Origin of the sequence: Acinetobacter sp. YH12129 (assembly GCF_013418685.1) — a bacterium.
GTDB lineage: Bacteria > Pseudomonadota > Gammaproteobacteria > Pseudomonadales > Moraxellaceae > Acinetobacter > Acinetobacter amyesii.
The window spans coordinates 63,494-81,008 of sequence record NZ_VPBP01000013.1; the positions used below are offsets into that span (position 1 = coordinate 63,494).

Here is a 17,515-nt window from a genome sequence, read left to right on the forward strand (position 1 = left end):
GGTTTTATTAGGATTGGTTAACAGTGATGTCTTTAACAGAAGAGCAACAAGCAAAACTCGCTAAAGTGCAGCTTGAGCCTAGCTGGAAATATGCCCTAAGTGAGTTTTTGCTTAGCCCCCGCATGGATGAGTTAAAAGACTTTCTGCTACAACAAATCAAACAGGATAAAGTGATTTATCCACCGAATCCGCTGATTTTTAATGCCTTAAACACGACGCCTATGGCAAATGTAAAAGTGGTGATTTTAGGCCAAGACCCGTATCATGGGCCAAATCAGGCACATGGCTTGAGTTTTTCGGTACAAAAGGGGGTTGCATTACCACCTTCTTTACGTAATATTTTCCATGAGTTAAATACCGACCTTGGGGTACCTGTGTCAAAACATGGGGACTTAACACGCTGGGCAGAACAAGGTGTTTTGCTTTTAAATGCGGTACTGACTGTTGAGGCTGGGCAACCAACTTCACATCAAAAACGTGGCTGGGAAGATTTTACAGACCATGTGATTGATGTTTTAAATGAACAACGTGAGCATATTGTCTTTATTTTATGGGGGGCATATGCACAGCGTAAGGGACAACGCATTGACCAAAATAAGCACTTGGTGCTAAAAGCCGCGCATCCATCTCCTTTGGCTGCAAACCGCGGTGGATTTTTTGGTTGTAAGGTGTTTTCAAAAAGTAATAATTATCTTAAACAAAATGGCATTGAGCCAATAGACTGGCAGCTGGACGCATGACTTATTCTCCCGTTTCAAAAAATTATCACCCGGATCTGATTGTTGAAGAAGCGAAAAAGGGCTGGCGCATTGTTCGCTTGAATCGCCCAAAATCGCTTCATGCATTAGATGAATCAATCTGCACAGCGTTGCTTGAAGTGTTTCAGGACTTTCAACACGATGATGCTGTAAAAGCGATTTGGTTAGATTCCACTACGCCGAAAGCATTTTGTGCAGGTGGTGATGTACGCAAATTGCGACAATTGGTGGTCAATGATGAAGTTGAAACGGCGAATAAATTTTTTGAACAAGAGTATGCCCTAGATTTGCTGCTGCATAATTATGCAAAGCCGATTTTGGTTTGGGGCGAAGGTTATGTGATGGGTGGTGGTCTAGGTCTATTTATGGCCGCACCTTTCCGTTTGGTGACACCTTATTCACGTTTAGCAATGCCTGAAATTAATATCGGTTTGTATCCAGATGTGGGTGCGACGCGTTTCCTTGCTGACCGTGGTGCCATTGGGTTGTTTACTGGGTTAACGGGCTCAATTATGACCGCAGCAGGTGCTTATGGTATCGGTTGGGCAACGCATATTTGTGATGCACAGCGTGATAACGTACTTGAAACTGTCATCAATATTGATTGGGATCATTATCCAGCAGGCGATTTTCGTGCCATTGATGACACTTTAAATAGTATGCATCGTCCTGTGGGGCCGGGGCCATTACAAAATTCATTGGATGTGATTCAAAGTGTGTGCCGTGGGCATAATTTTGAACATGACTATGAATCAATTATTGGTTTAAGCGATGCGCGCAGTGATTGGCTACGCCAAGCCAGTGAAAATCTACAAAAAGGTTCACCTGCAACCGCAGCATTAACATGGTTGTTGTGGCAGTGGGGCAAGCAAGTGCATTCTTGGAATGAAGTGTTTGAACTAGAAACCCAAATTTCGGATTGGAAAATTCGTCACGCGGACTTTGTTGAAGGTGTGCGCGCCCGTCTAGTCGATAAAGACCTCTCTCCAGAATGGAAAAAAGGTACAGATCTTTCCCTCAAAGGAATTCTGGCTGATGAGCCTCCTGTAACCAATATTGACAGTTGGAATGTACTGTTAAGACAGTATGGTGTAATTTAATTAATTGATGTCTGAACAAAATCTATATAGTGATGAACATTGGATGCAGCTTGCTTTCGAGCAGGCTGCACAAGCTGCCGAATTGCAAGAAATTCCTGTAGGCGCAGTCATTGTGAGTCAAAATCAAGTCATAGGTGCAGGGTTTAATGCGCCGATTTCTCTGAAAGATCCCACCGCACATGCGGAAGTACAAGCTTTGCGACAAGCTTGTTTGAATATCGATAATTACCGATTACCTGACGACGCAACTTTATATGTAACTTTAGAGCCATGCACAATGTGTGTGGGTGCTTTGGTACATTCAAGAATAAAACGAGTGGTATTTGCGACGACTGAGCCTAAAGCAGGTTCTTTGGTCAGTTCGCGTCAATTATTAAATTCAGGCTACTATAATCATATCTTTGAGTTTGAGCATGGTTGCCTACAAGAGCAATGCTCCCAACAATTAAGTGATTTTTTTAAAATGCGTCGTGAACAAAAACGACTGATGAAGTTACAGGAAAAAGCCACTTTGACTGAACTTAATTTAAAAAATCAAGTAAACTCTACTGACAATTAATATTGTCAAATAATATAGGGTACACCATGAAATCCATTCAAGTAAAAAAAGAATTTAATGCACCGGTCAAGCAAGTTTTTGACTTACTTTCAAAACATTCGACCTATAACGTGGCTTTTGCACCGATTCAAGTGGTGCGCGTCAAAGATTCTGCAGATCCTGAACGTCCTGATGGTGTGGGTTCTGTACGTCGTATGGGCTTTGGGCCAGTGAAGCCGTTACAAGAGCAAATTACCTTGTTTGAGCCAAACCAACGCATTGAATATAAGATTATTAAAAACCCACTGGTGAAACATCATTTGGGTGTGATTCAATTCGAAGCGATTGATGCTGCGCGTACTTTAGTCACTTATACGATTGAATTACAGGCGCGTGCGCCATTCGTTAGTCAATTAATCCTTGCGCAACTGAAGTCAGCGATTAAAATTGGTTTTTCAAAACTTGCAAAAACCGTATAAACAAAAGTGGAAGAGCAATGACAGTTCAAATCATTACAATTGATGGCCCAAGTGGCTCAGGTAAAGGAACATTGGCAGCAAAAATTGCGGCACATTATCAGTTCCACTTACTCGACTCAGGTGCGTTATATCGTCTGTTGGGATTGTCATTGCATAAGCAAGACTTAATTGATGCATTAGACTCAAAGCTTGATGAATGCGTAAAAATTGCAACAAATTTAGACATACAATTTGTGACAAATGAAGCAGGTGTTTCGGTGCTTTTAGATGGTGAAGATGTCTCAAAAGTTATCCGTACTGAGAGAGTCGGAGAGTTTGCCTCAAAAGTTGCTGCAATTCCTGCACTTAGAACTGCGCTTTTAGAACGTCAGCATGCCTTTGCTCAAGCACCTGGTTTGGTTGCAGATGGCCGTGACATGGCAACTACGATTTTTCCCAATGCTCAAGCCAAGATTTATTTAACGGCTTCTGCTCAGTCCCGTGCAGAGCGCCGTGTAAATCAGTTGCAGGCTATGGGCGTGGATGTTAAAATAAACGACATTTTAGCTAATATCGAAGCGCGTGATAAGCGAGATATGGAACGCACAGTCGCTCCACTCAAGCCTGCGCCAGATGCTTATTTCATTGATAGTTCAACTTTGAGTATTGATGAAGTATTCACGCTGATGACGAATTACATCGATCAGCAATTAGCAAACTAAAGAATTTTCAGCAGAAGCATAGCTTGATCAGTCTTATACGGACTATGTAGACGCTTAATTAAACCGGCCTTGTCTGATCCAAGACCGCTGACTTTACTAGGTATATCATGACCGAATCTTTTGCAGCCCTCTTTGAAGAAAGCGAATTAAACCTCAACGTTGAAAAGGGTGCTGTCATCCAAGGCGTTGTAGTAAATATCGACTCTGACTGGGTAACAGTTGACACTGGCCTTAAATCAGAAGGTATTGTTGACCGCGCTGAATTCTTAAATGAACAACGTGAACTTGAAGTTCAAGTTGGCGACACTGTTGACGTAGTTGTTGAAGCTCTTGACAACGGTATGGGTCAAACAGTTTTATCACGTGAAAAAGCTAAACGTGCTGAAACTTGGACTAAACTTGAAAAAATCTTTGAAGACGGCGAAATCGTTACTGGTGTTATCTCTGGTAAGGTTAAAGGCGGTTTCACTGTTGACATCGGTCCAGTTCGTGCGTTCCTTCCAGGTTCTTTAGTTGATACTCGTCCTATTCGTGATACTACTCACTTAGAAGGTAAAGAGTTAGAATTTAAAGTAATCAAACTTGATGCTAAACGTAACAACGTTGTTGTATCTCGTCGTGCTGTTATGGAAGCTGAATCTTCAGCTGACCGTGAAGCTCTTCTTGCTCAGCTTGAAGAAGGTCAAACAGTTACTGGTACTATTAAAAATCTTACTGACTACGGCGCGTTCGTTGACCTTGGCGGTATTGATGGTCTTCTTCACATCACTGACATGGCTTGGAAACGTATCAAGCACCCTTCAGAAGTTGTTGAAGTTGGTCAAGAAGTTACTGTTAAAGTACTTAAATTCGACCGCGAACGTAACCGCGTATCTTTAGGCCTTAAACAATTAGGCGAAGATCCATGGTTAGCGATCATGAACCGTTATCCTAAAGGTTCTATCGTTAAAGCTCGTGTAACTAACTTAACTGACTACGGTTGCTTCGCTGAAATCGCTGAAGGCGTTGAAGGCTTAGTACACGTTTCAGAAATGGACCACACTAACAAAAACATCCACCCATCTAAAGTTGTTCAGATCGGTGACGAAGTTGACGTTATGGTTCTTGAAGTTGATGAAGAGCGTCGTCGTATTTCTCTTGGTATCAAACAAACTCGTGCTAACCCATGGGAAGAGTTTGCTAAAGAACACGACAAAGGTGAAAAAGTTTCAGGTACGATCAAGTCAATCACTGACTTCGGTATCTTCATCGGTTTACCAGGCGGTATCGATGGTCTAGTTCACTTGTCTGACATTTCTTGGAACGAACAAGGCGAAGAAGCTATCCGTCGTTACAAGAAAGGTGACACAGTTGAAGCGGTTATCCTTTCAGTAGACGCTGAAGGCAACCGTATCAGCCTTGGCATCAAACAAATGAACAGCGATCCGTTCAACGATTTCTTAGCTGCTAACGAACGCGGTGCGCTTGTTAAAGGTACTGTAACTGCAGTTGACGCTAAAGGCGCTACTGTTAAGTTAGCTGACGAAGTTGAAGCGACTCTTAAAGCATCTGAAATCAACCGCGACCGCGTTGAAGATGCAACTAAGTTCCTTGAAGTTGGTCAAGAAGTTGAAGCTAAAATCATCAACGTAGACCGTAAATCACGTTCTATCAACTTGTCTATCAAAGCGAAAGACGAAGCTGAAGAAAAAGAAGCGGTAGCTAACTTGAACAAGACAGCTACAGCATCTTCAGACAATGGTCCTAAGACTATTGGTGATTTGATCAAAGCTCAAATGAACCACTAAGTAAGTGTTTGAATTGTATTATTAATGTAAATTAATTAATATTTTTTACACAATTACTGTAACGGTAGCGTAGTAAGTGATTATTACGCTACCGTTTTGTATTTAAACAGGTTATTATCAGGAAACTGATCCTAGGTAGCTTGATAATTAAAGAGGTCGCAGATGACTACTGAAGCACTTAATAAGTCTGACTTAATAGAGCGTATTTCTCTTAAAAACCCACACTTAGCTGAACCCTTAGTGGAAGAGGCCGTTAAGATAATGATCGATCAAATGATCGAAGCGTTATCTACAGACAACCGAATTGAAATCCGTGGTTTTGGTAGTTTTGCATTACATCACCGTGAACCACGTGTGGGTCGTAACCCAAAAACAGGTAAATCAGTAGAAGTTGCAGCAAAAGCTGTACCGCACTTTAAACCTGGTAAAGCTTTACGTGATGCGGTAAACGAATCTGCAAACTAATTCAAAACATTGTTAGGGGTGTTTATGCGTTACGTATTGGTCGTAATTTTACTGGTTCTATTTGGATACTCATTGGCTTTGGTTCTGCAAAACGGAACTGAACTTTCAGTCGATTTGTTATTTACACAAGTGCCTGCAATGCGTTTAGGGCTTTTATTGCTATTAACCTTGTCTTTAGGTTTGGTGTTAGGTCTTTTATTGGCAGTGCAAGTATTTCGAGTATTTCAAAATAACTGGGAAATTAAACGTCTACGTAAAGATATTGACCGCCTACGCAAAGAGCAAATTCAAACTGCTCAACTGGCTGCTGCTGAAGCGGCTGCACATACGCGTCATGAAAAGACAGTTTTAGATATTGATGCGAATGAGCGTCCTTCTAACCCGTTATAATTGGGTTTTAGAAGTAAATTAACTACTTTTATGAGTAGATTTAAATTTTATATTTAACACTCCGGTGGATCATCGGGGTGTTTTTTTATGGGCTGAAAAAATAAAACGCTTATCTCAAATAAAATAATGAGATAACTCAATTCAAATTAATCATTTCAAATAACATGAGTTTTATGACTTTCTGATCAAGTTGAATCCATCTATAATGCACTAATTTTGTCAAAATGAAGGGTAAGTCTCTTGAGTATCATCGTTGCACTAGATGCTAAAAGCCAATATGACGCACTTACAATTGCAGAGCAGTTAGATCCTGCATTATGTCGAGTTAAGGTTGGTAAAGAGTTATTTACCCATGAGGGTCCAAGTGTCGTTAAGGCATTGCATGATAAAGGTTTTGAAGTATTTCTAGATCTAAAATTCCATGATATTCCAAACACCACAGCGCAAGCAGTTTGTGCAGCTGCGGATATGGGTGTGTGGATGGTCAACGTTCATGCATCAGGTGGTCGTAAAATGATGGAAACCTGTGTAGAGCGCCTAAAAGCAGGCAATTACAATACTCAGCTGATTGCTGTTACTGTTTTGACCTCGATGGGTCGTGAAGATCTTGCTGATTTAGGTTTAGATGTTGAACCCTTTGAACATGTGAAACGTCTTGCGACTTTAACGAAAGAAAGTGGTTTAGATGGTGTAGTGTGTTCGGCGCAAGAAGCGAAAATGTTACGTGAAACTTTGGGTGCAGAGTTTGCTTTAGTGACACCGGGTATCCGTCCTGCGGGTTCTGCTGCTGATGATCAAAAACGAATTGTGACACCTAAACAAGCCATGCTTGATGGTTCTACACATTTGGTGATTGGCCGTCCAATTACTAAATCGGAGAATATGCGTCAGACTTTAAAAGATATTTTGGCGACACTTTAATATTTACCCTCTCTCTAACTCTCTCCCAAAGGGAGAGAGAAAGTCCTCTCCCTTTGGGAGAGGATTTAGGTGAGGGGGTTAGATAGCCGCCAATATACTTACCAATATAGGTGCAAGTACAGAAAGGATAAAGCCGCTGACCATGGCATGTGGAATAAAATCATTCCCACAGGCTTGTTTGACCATGGGTAGGGTGACATCCATAGCTGTTGCACCCGCAGATGAAATTGCAGAGCGTGGGTAGCGCCAGCCAATAATATACATAAATACAATCGCAAAAATTTCTCTGAATAAATCATTCATCAGCGCGATACTGCCGAGATGCGCATTCTTTAATTCAGTCACGACGATGCCTGTCATCGAATAGAAACCGTAGCCTTGTGACAACATAATCAAATCTTTCAAACTGATTTGTGGCAATAGATAGGCAGCAGCAAAAGCGCCCAAAAGTGAACCGACGATACAGCCGAGTGGAACAAGTAGAATTTTCCAATTTAACCAAGAACGATCGAGCGGTGAGTAGGCGAGATCAAGCCCAATCAGAAACATGAAGACTAAAAGTAGATCCCAAGTACTCATATGTGGCTGAAGACTAAAATGTGCTGCAATTTCGGCAAAAGCATAACCTAAACCTAATGCAATAAAAGCATAGCTAATATTGATGAGTGAGCTTGTCACTAACTGCATGGACACTTTGCCATGACTGGGTTTATAGCCTAAAAGCTTAAACAAAATATAGCAGCAAATAAAAGCACCCATTGAGGTCAATAGTGCAATAAGTACTGATGAAGAGAGGATTTGCAGAGGTGCTGGAATAGTGTGTAATGTTTCAGAAAATTCGATCGCAATCGCAAATAACAAAATATAAGTAAAGTACGGCAGGAGTTTAAAGGCGATTTTTTCAAGCCAAGTGGGTAGGCGACGTGCAAGAATAAAACCAAGCCCTAAACAGGCCAAGAGCTGGAAAATCAGCCAGAAAGATTGCATAAAAAATAGGCAGATAATGAATACCTGCCTATTATGACCTGTTATTGCTTAAGCTGCATGACTAGATTTTGTTTTACTTAGGAGTCGAAAATCAGCTGGATTTATTTTTCGAGTAGCGAGCCAATATTTCCATGTATAAGTTGGCCACAGTGCAAAATTTTTACCGCCATTTTGTTGATACCAGCTCACGCAGCCTGATTGCCATACCGTGCAATCAAGCATGTCTTGTACATGAGTGTTAAATTGATCTTGCACCTGATCTTTGACAGCGATGGCTTGAACATTAGATTTTGAAACCAATTGCATCATTTGTAAGATGTAATCGACTTGTGCCTCAATCATAAATACCACTGAATTATGCGCAAGTACGGTATTGGGGCCTAATAATTGGAACAGATTTGGAAAGCCTTTGGTGCAAATGCCATAAAAACTTTCTGCGCCAGCTTGCCAAACTTGTTTGAGTTCTTGAGCATTTTCACCAATACATTCAAAGGACTTGAGATAAATACGTGGGTCAGTAATAAAGCCAGTCCCATAGATTAAGCAGTCAATTTCACGGGATTTTCCATCTTTGGTAATAATGGCATTTTCAGTGATTTCTTGTATTGCATCACTGACCAATTCCACATTAGGTCTATTAAAGGTTGGAAAGTATTTATTAGAAATTAAAATGCGTTTACAACCCATGATGTAGTTTGGCGTTAGTTTCTTGGCAAGTTCAGCATCTTTGACTTGGTATTTAATATACAGTTCTGCCAGTTTTTGCGCATATTTCATGGTGGTTGGTTTAACAATTGGTACGACACGTGATTCGTTGGTCCAATACAGGCGAGCGCGGTGAATTTTTCGAAACCAATCATATTTTTTAAATAATGATTTTTCTAAACCATGATAACTACGTTCATCTCGTGGAATGACCCAAGCCGCGGTACGCTGAAAAACATACAGTTGCTGTGTTTGTGGTGCGATTTCTGGAATGTATTGGATGGCACTGCCGCCTGTACCAATCGATGCGACTTTTTTGCCTGCTAATGGATATTGATGATCCCATTGAGAAGAATGAAACACTTTACCCTTAAATTTTTCAATGCCCGGAATGTGTGGAATTTGCGGGACATGTAGCGGGCCAGATGCAAAAATCACGTATTGAGCGATAATTTTAACGCCATCTTTAAGTTCTAAATGCCAGTCACAGGTTGATTCATTGTATTGGCTTGAAAGCACTTCACTGTTAAAGCGACAGAATTGTTTTAAATTATATTCACGGGTGACGTGTTGGATATAGTCAAATATTTCCGGCGCTTCGGCGTAACGCTTTGACCAATCTGTTTTGGGTGCAAAAGAAAGTGAATACATATGTGATTGCACATCGCAGGCAGCGCCAGGGTAGCGGTTTTCACGCCAGGTTCCACCAAAATCATTGGCTTTTTCGAGGATCAGAAAATCTTGATTACCTTGTTGTAAAAGTCGTATCGCCATAGCAATACCACCAAAACCACCGCCGATGATGGCGATTTGTGTATGTATTTCAGAATTGGCGTTTGGGGTTTGCACTGTTTTTGTTTGCGCTTCCTGCATCATTTTTTTAATTCCAAGCGAGATTACAAGCTAAGCATACTTGAGTTCATAACCAGAACAATATGATTGAGGTGACAGAAAAATTGATCGAAACGGCAATGTTCATAATTGCAAATTTGTAGTAAAAAAGAAGAAATTTAATGTCATTTTACGATTTATGAAACGATCTATTCTAAGCCTGATGTATTTAGTACAAGGAATGCGTAAAGCAGGCGTAGATGTCGATCAACGTTTGCAAACTATCGGGCTGCGTGTCGATGCACTCGATCCTACTTCGGTGATTCATCCGAGTTTGGAGTGGGATGTACTGAAAGTCATTGGTAAAGATGTAGAACCTGAGCAAGGGTTATTTATTGGTCAGCATTATACGTTGGCGGGTTATGGTCCGTTGCTGATGTTATTGGTCACCAGTGATACTTTACGCCAAGCTTTAAATCAGGGGATTCGATTTCAACAGTTGACGCATCTAACTGGGCGTTTGAGTTTGCAAATCAGTCAGCATAAAGTGGCCTTATGTTATCAACCCCAAGATGTGTATGCACCACTGGGTGCATTATTGGCACAGTCGGAAATTTCTGGAACGTATAAATTCATCCGTGATCTGTACAAAATGATGGGTCTATCTACACCGCAAGTTCAAATTGATTTGCCGTTTGCTGAACCCAAAGATCCTGAAAAATTAAAAATGTTTACTGATTATTATGGCTCTCAAGTTCGATTTGGTGCGCCATTTGCGGCATTTTGGTTCGATGAAGATGTTTTAGATATTCGGATCCCTTCCGCAGATATTATTACTTTTCGATTATATGAGTCGAAATGTATTGCGGAGTTAGAACGTTTAAGCGCCGATGAAGATGCGCCATCATTGGTTCAACGTGTGCAAGATTATTTGGAATTACAAAGTGGTGCGATGCCAAGTATGGCAGCAACTGCTCAAGCGTTGAACTTGCCTGAAAGAACTTTGCGTCATCAACTGCAACAGTTAAATACCAGTTATAAGCAAATTCGTGAAGATATTATTAAAGATAAAGCACTCCGTATGATTGAATATAATGAATATTCAATTGAAATGATTGCAGAATTGCTGGGCTATTCAGAACCTGCGGCGTTTAATCATGCGTTTAAACGTTGGTTTGGGCATAGTCCGAGACAATATAATAAATAGCCAATGCGCTTTACTGCCAAAGTGTTATATCTTCGAGTTTATTCTTCGTTATAATTCATTTAGCCCAAAAAAGTATTTAATGATATGTCAGATTTTCAGTCACCACACAACACCGCATTTACTCCGATTTCACCGGCTGAGCGTTATGCTCAAGCCTTAGCATCTGGTCAGTTTTTACCAGATCAGGAACAGGCGCAAGCGGTGCATGAGTTGGATCGAGTTTGGCAAGAATTAATCCAACGTTTTAAGGCTTCTAAAAAAGCGTTTCGTCGTTTCCGTCGTCAAACTGCACCGAAAGGGGTGTATATGTGGGGCGGTGTAGGACGTGGTAAAACGTGGCTGATGGATCAGTTTTATGATTCTGTGCCATTTCGACGCAAAACACGTATGCATTTCCATCACTTTATGCAGTACGTACACCGTGAATTAAATAAGCTTTCAGGTCAGCGTAATCCACTAGACCTTGTTGCCGACCAAATTTATAAAGAAGCAGTCGTGATCTGCTTTGATGAATTCTTTGTATCCAATGTCACGGATGCGATGATTTTGAGCGATCTATTCCAAAAATTATTTACACGTGGCATCACCCTTGTTGCAACATCTAACATTGCACCAGATGGCTTGTATAAAAACGGGATCCATCGTGACCGTTTTATTCCAACCATTGAAATGGTGAAAAAGAACTGTGTGATTTTAAACGTAGACTCAGGCGTAGATTATCGTTTACGTGTATTGAAACAAGCACAGTTATTTAAGTCACCGTTAACACATGAACATAAGTTGTGGATGGCGCAGCGTTTTACCGCATTAACGCAAACCCAAACAGTTTCACAAGAGCCAATTATTATTAATCAGCGTATTGTGGAAACCATTGGTCATACGGAAGATGTACTGTGGTGTGAATATTCTGAACTTTGCCTAAAACCACGTAGCCCAGCGGACTTTATTGAAATTGCCAATATTTATAATACGGTCTTGGTGAGTAATGTGCCGCACATGACGGATTATTTGTCTGAAGGGACTCGTCGTTTTATCTATCTAGTTGATGAGTTTTATGACCGTGGTGTGAAGTTGTTGCTTACTTCAGAAGATACGATTATTGAATTATATCAAGGTGAAAAATTGGCATTTGAAATTGAGCGTACACGTTCGCGCTTATTGGAAATGCAATCTGATGATTATCTACATACATCTCACCGTCAAATCAATGCACCAGAATCTACGGCAGAAAATTAAGCGTTTCTGTTGGAATGAAAAAAGAACGTCTTGATGGCGTTCTTTTTTTTGATTTTTAGTTTTAGAAAACATGTATAAATTAAGAAAAGCTGTGGAACGAACAATAGAAGTTAAAGCAAAGTCTCATGATAAAAGCATCATTAAATAAGAAGTATGGCTGTTTAATAATTCATCGATAAAAGCGTTAAATTTAAACTGATTGGTTGAAGTTGTAGCATCGACATTGGCAGCATTTCATGGCTTAATCGAGTGAGTTTGTTTGACGCTTGGGTCTATTTGTTCAGTTTTAGAACAAAATTCTGCACTTAAGTCTAATTTCGACATTTCAAAAACTTTATACACTGTAAAAAGGTATTCAGGCTGATGATGACGTCGTATTTCTGATCTTTATTATGTTGAATGATGAGGGTATTTCATTACATAGAAAATGATCATTATTTAGGAATGTGATAGTACTATTCAGCAAAGTATAAATGGGTATACTAGAATCTCTTGTTATAAAAAATAGCAATATCAGGAAAGACAATGACTGCACGTATTCAAAAAGGCAAGTTAGCGATTGCTAAAGAACTTTACGATTTCATCGAAAATGAAGCACTACCGGGTTCAGGTTTAGACAGTGAAACTTACTGGAAAAACTTTGAACAAGTCGTTGTCGATCTTAGCCCAAAGAACAAAGCACTATTGGCTAAGCGTGACGACATTCAAGCGAAAATTGATGAATGGCACCGCAACAACAAATTTGAACTCGAAGCTTACAAAGCTTTCCTTACTGAAATTGGCTACTTATTACCAGAAGTAGAAGATTTCCAAATCAGCACAGAAAATGTAGACGAAGAAATCGCATTATTGGCTGGTGCGCAATTAGTAGTGCCTGTACGTAATGCACGTTACTGCTTAAACGCTGCGAACGCACGTTGGGGTTCACTCTACGATGCTCTTTACGGTTTTGACGTGATCTCTGAAGAAGACGGCGCGGAAAAAGGTAAGGGCTATAACCCAGCTCGTGGCGCAAAAGTTATCGAATTTGCTAAAAACTTCTTAAATGAGACTTTCCCACTAGCTAATGGTTCCCATGCAGATGCAACTAAATATGCGGTAGAAGGCAAAAAGTTAGTTGTAAGCCTAAAAGATGGCTCAACTGCAACTTTAGCGAAAGAAGCTCAGTTTGTTGGTTTTAATGGTGACGAAGCTGCACCAACTGAAATCGTACTTTTAAACAATGGTTTACATGTAATCATTGAAGTTGATGCGACGAGCCCAATTGGTTCAACAGATGCTGCTGGCGTGAAAGACTTAGTTCTTGAAGCTGCGGTAACGACAATTCAAGACTTGGAAGACTCAATTGCAGCAGTTGATGCTGAAGAGAAAGTTGAAGGCTACCGTAACTGGTTAGGCTTAATGAAAGGTACGCTTTCTGAATCTATCGAGAAAAATGGTAAAACCGTTACTCGTACATTAAATAAAGATCGTACGCACAAAAACTTGATCGGTGGTGAAACTACACTTCACGGTCGTTCATTGATGTTACTTCGTAACGTGGGTCATTTGATGACAAACCCTGCGATCCTTGTAGATGGTGCTGAAATCTACGAAGGTATTATGGATGCATTGATCACACCGTTATTGACGTTTGCAGACATTAAAGGCGAAAACGAAAACAAGAACTCTCGTAAAGGTTCTATGTACATCGTTAAGCCAAAAATGCACGGTCCAGAAGAAGTTGCATTTGCAGTTGAATTATTTGAGCGTGCTGAACAAGCGCTTGGTTTGCCTGCGAAGACTTTGAAAATCGGTATCATGGACGAAGAACGTCGTACCTCTGTGAACTTGAAAAACTGTATCGCGCAAGCGAAAGATCGCACGATTTTTATTAATACAGGTTTCATGGACCGTACGGGTGACGAAATTCATACGTTCATGGAAGCAGGTCCATTCGTTCGTAAAGGCGAAGTGAAGTCTCAAATCTGGTTCCCAGCGTATGAAAACCGTAACGTGATGATCGGTCTACAAGCAGGCTTACGTGGTAAAGCGCAAATCGGTAAAGGCATGTGGCCAAAACCAGATATGTTGCTTGATATGTACAAAACTAAGATTGAGCATCCAGAAGCTGGCGCAAGCTGTGCATGGGTTCCGTCTCCATCTGGCGCTGTAATTCACGCGATTCACTATCATCAGTGCAATGTTTCTGAACGTCAAAAAGAGTTGTTGAATACTCAACCGCTATCTTTAGATGACTTGTTAACACCGCCTTTAGCGACAGATACAAACTGGTCTGAAGAAGAGAAAACCAAAGAACTCGAAAATAACCTTCAAGGTATCTTGGGTTATGTGGTTCGTTGGGTTGATTTGGGTGTAGGTTGTTCAAAAGTTCTAGACATCAACAATGTTGGTTTGATGGAAGACCGTGCAACTTTACGTATTTCTTCTCAACACGTTGCGAACTGGTTACGTCACGGTATCGTAACTGCTGAGCAGGTTGAAGAAGTATTTAAGCGCATGGCGAAAGTTGTAGATGAGCAAAATGCCAACGATCCACTTTACACGCCAATGGCACCAAGCTTTGATGGTTATGCATACAAAGCTGCTTATGACTTAGTATTCAAAGGTGGCGAGCAGCCTTCTGGTTATACAGAGCCGCTTCTTCATGCTTACCGTTTAAAATTAAAAGGTTATACAGGTGACTAATCTGTAAATCAAAAAAAGCCTCTTCGGAGGCTTTTTTTATTGCTTGAGAAAGTTAGAATGTCGACATAAAAAATCAAAAGGAAACGCCATGTATTTATGGAATGTAAATCGGTTGGTGGATGATATAAGACTGAATAAAGTCTCTGAAACCCATTATAAAAACTACTATATTGCCAGCTCAATATTGATTTTCTTTAGCTACTTAGCACTGACGTTAACCCCAGAATCCAAACCTACAGAAGCTTGGGCTTCGTTTGTTTTACAAGTTGGTCTGCTGATTAGCTGGGTGAATGCCATATTTAAAGCCAATGGCGGCGAGCAAGGCCGAGATTTTTTAAAGCGCTTTATCGCATTGTATCTACCCGTGACCATTCAGAGTTTAGTTCTCTTTATTGCCATCGGCATTGTCATCGAAGCGCTACTACCCATGTTGACCGTAAACATGGATGAGGCTGCACTTGAGCAACTCACCACAGTTAAAGATCTGAGTTTTGAAGTCGTCATTAGCTGTTATATTTATTGGCGCATCTATAAAGCGATGCGGCAGATTCATCAGCCTGTTTAAAGTATAAGGTTGTAAAAGAAATTAATTATAAAGTTTTATCCTGTTTTTCTCATAGCTTTTCAATGCTGAAGCCTTTACATTGGGATGAATGATAAAAATAGGATGGAAGCGATGTCAGCATATACAGCATTAGATTTGCAATATATTGGTGGACAGTGGAGAGCAGGGACTTCAACGCGCCACATCAAGAATATCAATCCCTTTAGCCAAGCAGAGATTTTTGAATTGCAGGCAGCCAGCAGTGTCGATGTAGACAGTGCTTATAGTGCGGCAGAAGCTGCCTTTAAATCAGAAATGACTAAGTCCATTGAAGTACGTCAGCAAGTTATCAGCAAATTAGCTCAAACCATTCAGCAGCGCAGAGAAGAAATTATTCAATGGCTGATAGATGAATCTGGTAGTACACGTTTAAAAGCCAATATTGAAGTTGATGCAGCGCTTGGCATTATCCAAGAATCGCTGAGTTTTTCTGAAAAAATGCAAACTACTCAATTGGAAAGTAAAGACCCGAGCCGAAAGAGTTTTGTACTGCGTAAACCCTTGGGTGTCATTGCGGTGATTAGCCCGTGGAATTTTCCATTTCATTTGTCGATGCGTTCTGTGGTGACTGCGATTGCCTGCGGCAATAGTGTAGTGCTGAAGCCTGCAAGTGACACGCCTGTGACAGGTGGAACGTTGCTCGGAAAATTATTTGAAGAAGCGGGTTTGCCGCATGGCGTATTAAATGTCGTTGCAGGCAGTGGCAGTGAAATTGGCGACTATTTTGTAGAGCATCCTGTACCTAAAATGATTTCATTTACAGGTTCAACTGAAGTAGGTCAACAGGTGGGGGTGAAAGCTTTGGCAAGTTCACGAATTAAGCGTTTAGCGCTGGAACTTGGCGGCAATGCGCCTTTGGTCATTTTAGATGATGCAGATTTAAATTTAGCCGTTGAACTGACCGTGATGGGGCGTTTTTTGCATCAAGGACAAATCTGCATGAGTACCAATCGAGTGATTGTGGATGAATCCTTGCACGATGCTTATGTTGAAAAATTAATTAAACGGGTAAAAAGCATTGTGGTCGGTAATCCGAATGATACTGAAACCCTGATAGGGCCTATCATCAACAAGGCACAAGTCGATAAATTAAAAACCATTATTCAAAATGCCATTCAGCAAGATGCGATTTTAGCCTATGCAGGCGGCATTGAGGGTCAATTGATTGCACCGCATATTTTCACCCATGTCGATGCGCACGCTGATATTGCATTAGAAGAAAGCTTTGGGCCAATCTTGCCAATATTAAAAGCGCGAGATGAAGCGCATGCACTTGAATTGGCGAATTCAACCCGATTTGGTTTATCGAGTACGGTATGTACGTCAAACTTAGCGCGCGGCGGAGAGTTTGCTGCCAAACTCGATATAGGCATGACGCATATCAATGGCATCAGTGTGGCGGATCATTCTAATGCACCCTTTGGTGGTGAACGTAATTCAGGCCTTGGCCGTTTTAATGGTGAGTGGATATTTGAGGAATTTACCCGCACCCATTGGCAGACTTTCCCCGCTTAAAATACACAAAATGAAGTCTATTTTATCTTGTGCAATAGACTTCACAACAGGTTCTGTTGCGCAGGAGCAGGACCTCTCTAGTTTATTTCCATGAAATATCAGGAAGTATATAGTCCCAAAAACGACTCCAACGTGTTTTGTAATACAGAAAAGCGCCAATATCCTGACTTGAACAATTATTCTGATAGTACATTTGCTGATTCATCAACAGCATAGGCTTACGTTGCAAGGTCGTTATATACAGCTTTACCTGCACTTTATAATTGTAGATTGAATAATTAGAAGAAATAGTCTCGGTTTTCATTTTTTGGATATTGTGAATATACACATCAAACTTCAAGCCATTTTTGTAATCCGTTGCCTCATGAATTGTTCGATCTTCGATTGGAATAAGCGGATTGTTATCACTAAACGCTAAATATGCATTATGTTTTTGTTTTCCTTGTTGATAATTAAACTGAAGAGCTGAATTTGCAGTATAGCCAAATCCTAAAAACTATAGAACAATAGAGATATGGGATATTCAAAAGATTTTAAAGACAAAGTCATAGAAATTATGATTCGAGATGAAATGTCTGTGCGAAAAGCAGCACAGCATTTTAA

Annotated in this window: 16 protein-coding genes; 14 read left to right on the forward strand and 2 right to left on the reverse strand. The window is 40.6% G+C overall.

Going from position 1 to position 17,515, the window contains the following annotated elements:
• Positions 1 to 26: 26 nt before the first annotated feature.
• From ung to pyrF, 9 genes are all read left to right on the forward strand, one after another.
• Positions 27 to 740 carry a uracil-DNA glycosylase gene (gene ung / locus FTU65_RS08720; protein WP_078193660.1) on the forward strand — a complete coding sequence of 238 codons (714 nt, stop codon included), beginning with the start codon at positions 27 to 29 and terminating at the stop codon, positions 738 to 740.
• Positions 737 to 1,858, forward strand: a complete 1,122-nt coding sequence (locus FTU65_RS08725) for an enoyl-CoA hydratase/isomerase family protein (RefSeq protein ID WP_180010307.1) — start codon at positions 737 to 739, stop codon at positions 1,856 to 1,858. Before ung ends, FTU65_RS08725 begins: the two co-directional genes overlap by 4 nt.
• Positions 1,859 to 1,865: 7 nt before the next feature.
• Positions 1,866 to 2,417 carry a tRNA adenosine(34) deaminase TadA gene (gene tadA, locus FTU65_RS08730; RefSeq protein WP_111885055.1) on the forward strand — a complete coding sequence of 184 codons (552 nt, stop codon included), beginning with the start codon at positions 1,866 to 1,868 and terminating at the stop codon, positions 2,415 to 2,417.
• Between the two features lie 26 nt (positions 2,418 to 2,443).
• A complete protein-coding gene (locus FTU65_RS08735) occupies positions 2,444 to 2,875 on the forward strand; it encodes an SRPBCC family protein (RefSeq protein WP_180010308.1) in 432 nt (143 codons plus the stop codon).
• Positions 2,876 to 2,892: 17 nt separating this feature from the next.
• On the forward strand, positions 2,893 to 3,576 hold the full coding sequence (gene cmk / locus FTU65_RS08740) for a (d)CMP kinase (RefSeq protein ID WP_168378902.1): 684 nt from the start codon (positions 2,893 to 2,895) through the stop codon (positions 3,574 to 3,576).
• 107 nt (positions 3,577 to 3,683) lie between these two features.
• Entirely contained in the window at positions 3,684 to 5,363 is a 1,680-nt protein-coding gene (gene rpsA / locus FTU65_RS08745) for a 30S ribosomal protein S1 (protein ID WP_168378903.1), read from the forward strand.
• Between the two features lie 162 nt (positions 5,364 to 5,525).
• On the forward strand, positions 5,526 to 5,828 hold the full coding sequence (locus FTU65_RS08750) for an integration host factor subunit beta (RefSeq protein ID WP_067767464.1): 303 nt from the start codon (positions 5,526 to 5,528) through the stop codon (positions 5,826 to 5,828).
• A gap of 24 nt (positions 5,829 to 5,852) precedes the next feature.
• A complete protein-coding gene (locus FTU65_RS08755; protein WP_078188931.1) occupies positions 5,853 to 6,218 on the forward strand; it encodes a lipopolysaccharide assembly protein LapA domain-containing protein in 366 nt (121 codons plus the stop codon).
• Positions 6,219 to 6,458: 240 nt separating this feature from the next.
• Positions 6,459 to 7,139 (forward strand): orotidine-5'-phosphate decarboxylase, encoded by a 681-nt coding sequence (gene pyrF / locus FTU65_RS08760; protein ID WP_180010309.1) that lies wholly within the window; start codon positions 6,459 to 6,461, stop codon positions 7,137 to 7,139.
• 78 nt (positions 7,140 to 7,217) lie between these two features.
• Here the strand turns inward: pyrF and FTU65_RS08765 are convergent, their stop codons facing one another.
• Positions 7,218 to 8,126 (reverse strand): lysine exporter LysO family protein, encoded by a 909-nt coding sequence (locus FTU65_RS08765; protein WP_180066660.1) that lies wholly within the window; start codon positions 8,124 to 8,126, stop codon positions 7,218 to 7,220.
• Between the two features lie 48 nt (positions 8,127 to 8,174).
• A complete protein-coding gene (locus FTU65_RS08770) occupies positions 8,175 to 9,704 on the reverse strand; it encodes an NAD(P)/FAD-dependent oxidoreductase (protein ID WP_180065254.1) in 1,530 nt (509 codons plus the stop codon).
• A gap of 157 nt (positions 9,705 to 9,861) precedes the next feature.
• Between FTU65_RS08770 and FTU65_RS08775 the strand changes: the two genes are divergently transcribed.
• From FTU65_RS08775 to FTU65_RS08795, 5 genes are all read left to right on the forward strand, one after another.
• Positions 9,862 to 10,869, forward strand: coding sequence for an AraC family transcriptional regulator (locus tag FTU65_RS08775; protein WP_111885051.1), 1,008 nt, complete (start codon positions 9,862 to 9,864; stop codon positions 10,867 to 10,869).
• An 84-nt stretch (positions 10,870 to 10,953) separates the two neighbouring features.
• Positions 10,954 to 12,105 (forward strand): cell division protein ZapE, encoded by a 1,152-nt coding sequence (zapE, locus tag FTU65_RS08780; protein WP_111885050.1) that lies wholly within the window; start codon positions 10,954 to 10,956, stop codon positions 12,103 to 12,105.
• Positions 12,106 to 12,630: 525 nt separating this feature from the next.
• Positions 12,631 to 14,793: a malate synthase G gene (locus FTU65_RS08785; RefSeq protein ID WP_180010311.1), complete on the forward strand. Its 2,163-nt coding sequence runs from the start codon at positions 12,631 to 12,633 to the stop codon at positions 14,791 to 14,793.
• Between the two features lie 88 nt (positions 14,794 to 14,881).
• The gene (locus FTU65_RS08790) at positions 14,882 to 15,358 is read left to right on the forward strand and encodes a hypothetical protein (protein ID WP_180010312.1); all 477 of its coding nucleotides are present in this window, start codon (positions 14,882 to 14,884) and stop codon (positions 15,356 to 15,358) included.
• 111 nt (positions 15,359 to 15,469) lie between these two features.
• Positions 15,470 to 16,912, forward strand: a complete 1,443-nt coding sequence (locus tag FTU65_RS08795; RefSeq protein ID WP_180010313.1) for an aldehyde dehydrogenase family protein — start codon at positions 15,470 to 15,472, stop codon at positions 16,910 to 16,912.
• Positions 16,913 to 17,515 lie beyond the last annotated feature (603 nt).